Source organism: Mesorhizobium sp. M4A.F.Ca.ET.050.02.1.1 (genome assembly GCF_003997725.1).
GTDB lineage: Bacteria > Pseudomonadota > Alphaproteobacteria > Rhizobiales > Rhizobiaceae > Mesorhizobium.
The window spans coordinates 1-5491 of the sequence record NZ_RZSG01000393.1 but is presented as its reverse complement, the minus strand read 5'-3'; the positions used below and the strand labels follow the sequence as shown (position 1 = coordinate 5491).

Here is a 5491-nt window from a genome sequence, read left to right as displayed (position 1 = left end):
GGCAGTGGCGCATCAGGGGTGAGGGCAAGTCGTTCCCTTCTCCCCTTGTGGGAGAAGGTGGATCGGCGCGCCAGCGCCGAGACGGATGAGGGGTGTTGGAAGGAATGAGACAGTCGCGATTGTGCGCCTTCCCGGCGCCGACAGGACGGTTGTAAAACTGGCGCATCGCCAAGCTGGAGCACCCCTCATCCGACCGAGCTCCGCTCGGCCACCTTCTCCCACAAGGGGAGAAGGGGAGCGCGCTTCGACAATGCCGGCGTAGAAACCAACGGAGCAGCCTGCCATGCCCAAGATCGACCTGTCATCCGTGCCAATCCGCAAGGGTTCCGGCTACCCTTCACCCTTCGATCAGCCCTGCGCCGGGCGCACGCGCCGCCGCCTCGGCGACGCGGGCGGCCTGAAGGATTTCGGCGTCAACCTGATGACGCTGCCGCCCGGCGGTTGGTCGAGCCAGCGCCACTGGCACAGCCATGAGGACGAGCTCGTCTATGTGCTGGAGGGCGAACTGACGCTGGTCGAGGACGGCCGCGAAACGCTGCTCAGGGCGGGCGATAGTGCTGCTTTCGCCAAGAACAGCGGCAACGGGCACCACATGATCAACCGCTCTTCGGCCACCGCGCGCTATCTGGAAGTTGGTTCGCGCAATCCGGAGGATGTCATAACCTGCTCCGACATCGACATGATGAGCCCGAGCTCGGATGGACGGTTTTTGCACAAGGATGGGAGGCCGTATCCGGGGCAGGGCTAGCCTCTTCCCTTCCACAAGGGGAGAAGGCCGCCGCTGGCTTTTCTCCGATGCGGCGATAAGCTCACTCCCAGACAAGGGAGGATTGTCATGGCCAAGGAAATCGTCGAAGTGCCGGTGCTGTCGGCGGCTGTGCGCGCGCTCGGCGTGCCGCTGTCGCTGGTGACCAGGGGGGCGGGGCTGGTCTTCGTCTCCGGCATGCCGCCGCTCGATGTTGCGACGGGCAAGCTGGTCAAGGGCGACATCGAGGTGCAGGCCGAGGCGTCGCTGAGGGCGATGAAGCATTGCCTGGATGCGGCGGGCAGCTCGCTGGACAAGGTGCAGATGGTGCGCATCTACGCCGCCAATGCCGGCTTCTACAACGCCATCAACCGCGTCTATGCAGAGCACTTCCCCGAAAACCCGCCGTCGCGCACCTTCGTGCCGGTAGCGTCATGGCCGATGGAGTTTGATATCGAGATCGAGTGTGTGGCGGTGGGGTGAAGGGAGAGTTGTCCCTGATCGAACTTGCGGGCGTTGAAAGCGGATGACTGTCATCCAAAATACTCCTGCAGCGGCGTGACCTCCAGGCTCCCGGCCCGCAGCGCCGCGATCGCCTCGGCGACCGCAGCAGCGCCCGACAGCGTCGTGTAGTACGGCACCTTCTGCATCAGCGTGGCACGTCGCAGTGACTTAGAGTCCGACACCGCCTTCTGGCCGTCGGTGGTGTTGAAGACGATCTGGACCTGGCGGTTGCGGATGGCGTCCTCGATGTGCGGGCGGCCTTCGAGCACCTTGTTGATCTTTTCGGCGACCACGCCGTTCTCGGCGAGGAAGCGGGCGGTGCCGGAGGTGGCGAGCACCTTGAAACCCTGGCCGGCGAGGCGCTTGACGGCGGGCAGGATGCCCTTCTTGTCCTCGTCGCGCACCGAGACGAACAGCGTGCCGGAGCGCGGCAGGTCGACATTGGCGCCGAGCTGGCTCTTGGCGAAGGCGAGCGCGAAGTCGCGGTCGAGGCCCATCACCTCGCCGGTCGAGCGCATTTCCGGCCCGAGCAGGATGTCGACGCCGGGGAAGCGGGCGAAGGGGAAGACGGCTTCCTTGACGGCGATGTGGCCGGGGTTGCGCGGATCGGGCATCGGGCCGTAATGGGCGAAGGCGTCTTCCAGCGTCTCACCGGCCATGATGCGGGCCGCGATCTTGGCGATCGGCCTGCCGATCGTCTTGGCGACGAAGGGCACGGTGCGCGAGGCGCGGGGGTTGACCTCCAGCACATAGACCGTGCCGTCCTGGATCGCGTATTGCACGTTCATCAGGCCGCCGACATTGAGCGCGCGAGCCAAGGCGGCCGTCTGCCGCTCCAACTCGTCGACAAGGTCCGAAGGCAGCGCGTGCACCGGCAGCGAGCAGGCCGAGTCGCCGGAATGGATGCCGGCCTCCTCGATATGCTCCAGGATGCCGGAGACGAAGGTCGCCTTGCCGTCGCAGAGGCAGTCGACGTCGACCTCGATGGCGCCGGTCAGATAGGTATCGAACAGAAGCGGGTTCTTGCCCAGCAGCGTGTTGATCTGGCCGGTCTTGTCGTTGGGGTATTTCTGCTTGATGTCCTCCGGCACCAGGCCGGGCACGGTGTCGAGCAGGTAGGTCTGCAGCATGCCCTCGTCATGGATGATCTGCATGGCGCGGCCGCCGAGCACATAGGACGGGCGCACCACCAGCGGAAAGCCGAGCTCGCCGGCGACGAGGCGGGCCTGCTCGACCGAATAGGCGATGCCGTTCTTCGGCTGGGTCAGGCCGAGCTTGTGCAGCAGCTTCTGGAAACGGTCGCGGTCCTCGGCGAGGTCGATCATGTCGGGCGAGGTGCCGAGGATCGGGATGCCGGCCTTCTCCAGCGCGTCGGCGAGCTTGAGCGGCGTCTGGCCGCCGAACTGGACGATGACGCCGACCAGTTCGCCGGACGCCTGCTCGGCGCGCAGGATCTCCAGCACGTCCTCCGCCGTCAGCGGGTCGAAATAGAGCCGGTCGGAGGTGTCGTAGTCGGTAGAGACGGTCTCCGGGTTGCAGTTGACCATGATCGCCTCGTAGCCGGCGTCGCGTAGCGCAAACGCCGCGTGGCAGCAGCAATAGTCGAACTCGATGCCCTGGCCGATGCGGTTCGGGCCGCCGCCGAGGATGACGACCTTTTTGCGCGCCGACACCTTGGCCTCGTTGGCGAGGCTGCCTGCGAACGGAACCTCATAGGTCGAGTACATGTAGGCGGTGGGCGAGGCGAACTCGGCGGCGCAAGTGTCGATGCGCTTGTAGACCGGATGCACGTCGAGCTTTTCGCGCGTCTTCTGAACGACTTCGGCGTCGGTCTTGGTCAGCGATGCGAGGCGGGCGTCCGAAAAGCCCATCGCCTTAAGCATCCGCAGATTGGCGGCATCCTGCGGCAGGCCGTGCTCGCGCACGCGTTCTTCCATGGCGATGATGCCGGCGATCTGCTCGAGGAACCAAGGATCGATCTTGCACATGGCGTGCACGTCTTCCAGCGAGGTGCCCATGCGGATCGCCTGCGCCACCATGCGTAGCCGGTCGGGTGTCGGCGTGCCGAGTGCTGCGCGAATGGCGTTGCGGTCGTCGACGTGGCTGGCAGGCGCGGTGCCATGGCCAAGGCCGGGGATCTCGATTTCGTCGAGACCCGTCAGGCCGGTCTCCAGCCCGCGCAGCGCCTTCTGCAAGGACTCCTGGAAGGTGCGGCCGATGGCCATAACCTCGCCGACCGACTTCATGGCGGTGGTAAGCACCGGCTCGGCGCCGGGGAACTTTTCGAAGGCGAAGCGCGGGATCTTGGTCACCACGTAGTCGATCGACGGCTCGAACGAGGCCGGCGTCGCGCCGCCGGTGATGTCGTTCTCCAATTCGTCCAGGGTGTAGCCGACGGCGAGTTTTGCCGCGATCTTGGCGATCGGGAAACCGGTCGCCTTGGAGGCCAGAGCCGACGAGCGCGAGACGCGCGGGTTCATCTCGATCACCACCAGGCGGCCATCGGCCGGATTGACGGCGAACTGCACGTTGGAGCCGCCGGTCTCGACGCCGATCTCGCGCAGCACCGCAATCGATGCGTTGCGCATCATCTGGTATTCCTTGTCGGTCAAGGTCAACGCCGGCGCGACGGTGATCGAGTCGCCCGTGTGCACGCCCATCGGGTCGATGTTCTCGATCGAGCAGACGATGATGCAATTGTCCGCCCGGTCGCGGACGACCTCCATCTCGTATTCCTTCCAGCCGAGCACGCTCTCCTCGATCAGCACTTCGGTGGTCGGCGAGGCGTCGAGGCCGGACTGGACGATGTCGTAGAATTCGGCGCGGTTGTAGGCGATGCCGCCGCCGGTGCCGCCCATGGTAAAGGAGGGGCGGATGATGGCCGGCAGGCCGACATGGTCGAGCGCCTGAGCGGCGATCGCCATGCCATGGCTGATGTAGCGCTGCTTGCGGTCGCCTTCGCCGAGGTTCCAGCGGGTTTCCAGCGCATCGAGCGCGGCATCGAGATTGTCGGGGTTCTCGGCCTTCAGCGCCGCGCGCTCGGCTTCGTGCGTCTTGCGGTCGGCATTCTTGACGTCGGTGGCGTTGGCCAGCATCGAGCGCGGCGTCTCAAGCCCGATCTTGCTCATCGCCTGGCGGAACAGCGCCCGGTCCTCGGCCTTGTCGATGGCGTGCGCGTCGGCGCCGATCATCTCGACTTGATAGCGCTCGAGCACGCCCATGCGGCGCAGCGACAAGGCGGTGTTTAGCGCCGTCTGGCCGCCCATGGTCGGCAGCAGCGCGTCCGGCCGCTCCTTGGCGATGATCTTGGCCACCACTTCCGGCGTGATCGGCTCGATATAGGTGGCGTCGGCCAGCTCCGGGTCGGTCATGATGGTGGCCGGGTTGGAGTTGACAAGGATGACGCGGAACCCCTCTTCCTTCAGCGCCTTGCAGGCCTGGGTGCCGGAATAATCGAACTCGCAGGCCTGGCCGATGACGATGGGGCCGGCCCCGATGATCAGGATCGACTTGATGTCGGTGCGTCTTGGCATGGTCTACGGGTTCCGTTCGGCGGGCGGCTTGCACGAAAAGCCGGGACGGGAGGACCCGGCCGGTTGTGCTTGCGATTCTGGTATCAGGCTAGGAGGGCCTTATAGGGAAGAGTTTTGCCGGATGTAACCCCGAAAATGCGGGATTAGGCAGTAGGGGTTAGGCAGCAGGGATTGGACAGTGGGGGTAGGGAAGGTTCAGGCGACTGGTGCCCATTCCCTACTGCCTGCTGCCTAATCCCTAATTCCCCAGCGCAAGCTGGTCCGTGATCTCGAAGCGCTCGGAAACGCCGACACGGATCATGTTGAGGCTGCCCTCGCGGGTGAAGCGGAATTCGTCCGGCGAATCCGAGCCAGCCGGCAGCCCGCCGTAGAAGGAGATGAGGCGCGTTCCGCCATCGGGCCAGGTCACGGTGACATCGGCCTTGTCCGCGCCCTTGTGCTCGATCCTTGCCTTGCAGAGGGTCATCGGCTGGCCCACATAGCGGGCGCTGGGAATGCCGGTCCCGGCATCGTCTGGCGCCTGCGGCGGCTCGAGCCGCGCCACGGTCGCGGTCTCGCCGGGGATTTCCCCGGTCGAGGGGTTTTCGCTTGCCGCGAAGGCAAGGCCATAGGCATCTTCCATCGCCGTCCTGCCGATCGCGGCGGCGGATTTCGGCGCGCCCTGATCTACCTCGCCGAAGCGCGCCGTCAGGTCGGGCGGTGGCGCGGG

General features: G+C 65.7%; 3 protein-coding genes and 1 pseudogene. 2 read left to right on the top strand and 2 right to left on the bottom strand.

Annotated features, from left to right (window positions below):
- The first annotated feature begins 283 nt into the window (after positions 1 to 283).
- Positions 284 to 748 (top strand): cupin domain-containing protein, encoded by a 465-nt coding sequence (locus EOA33_RS22495; RefSeq protein ID WP_126058763.1) that lies wholly within the window; start codon positions 284 to 286, stop codon positions 746 to 748.
- Between the two features lie 87 nt (positions 749 to 835).
- On the top strand, positions 836 to 1228 hold the full coding sequence (locus tag EOA33_RS22490) for a RidA family protein (RefSeq protein ID WP_126058764.1): 393 nt from the start codon (positions 836 to 838) through the stop codon (positions 1226 to 1228).
- 50 nt (positions 1229 to 1278) lie between these two features.
- On the opposite strand, the gene carB is transcribed toward EOA33_RS22490, so the two are convergent.
- Both carB and EOA33_RS22480 read right to left on the bottom strand, forming a co-directional pair.
- Positions 1279 to 4782, bottom strand: a complete 3504-nt coding sequence (gene carB / locus EOA33_RS22485) for a carbamoyl-phosphate synthase large subunit (RefSeq protein WP_126058765.1) — start codon at positions 4780 to 4782, stop codon at positions 1279 to 1281.
- A gap of 238 nt (positions 4783 to 5020) precedes the next feature.
- Positions 5021 to 5491 (bottom strand): annotated as a pseudogene (locus EOA33_RS22480) (SH3 domain-containing protein); the annotation flags it as partial.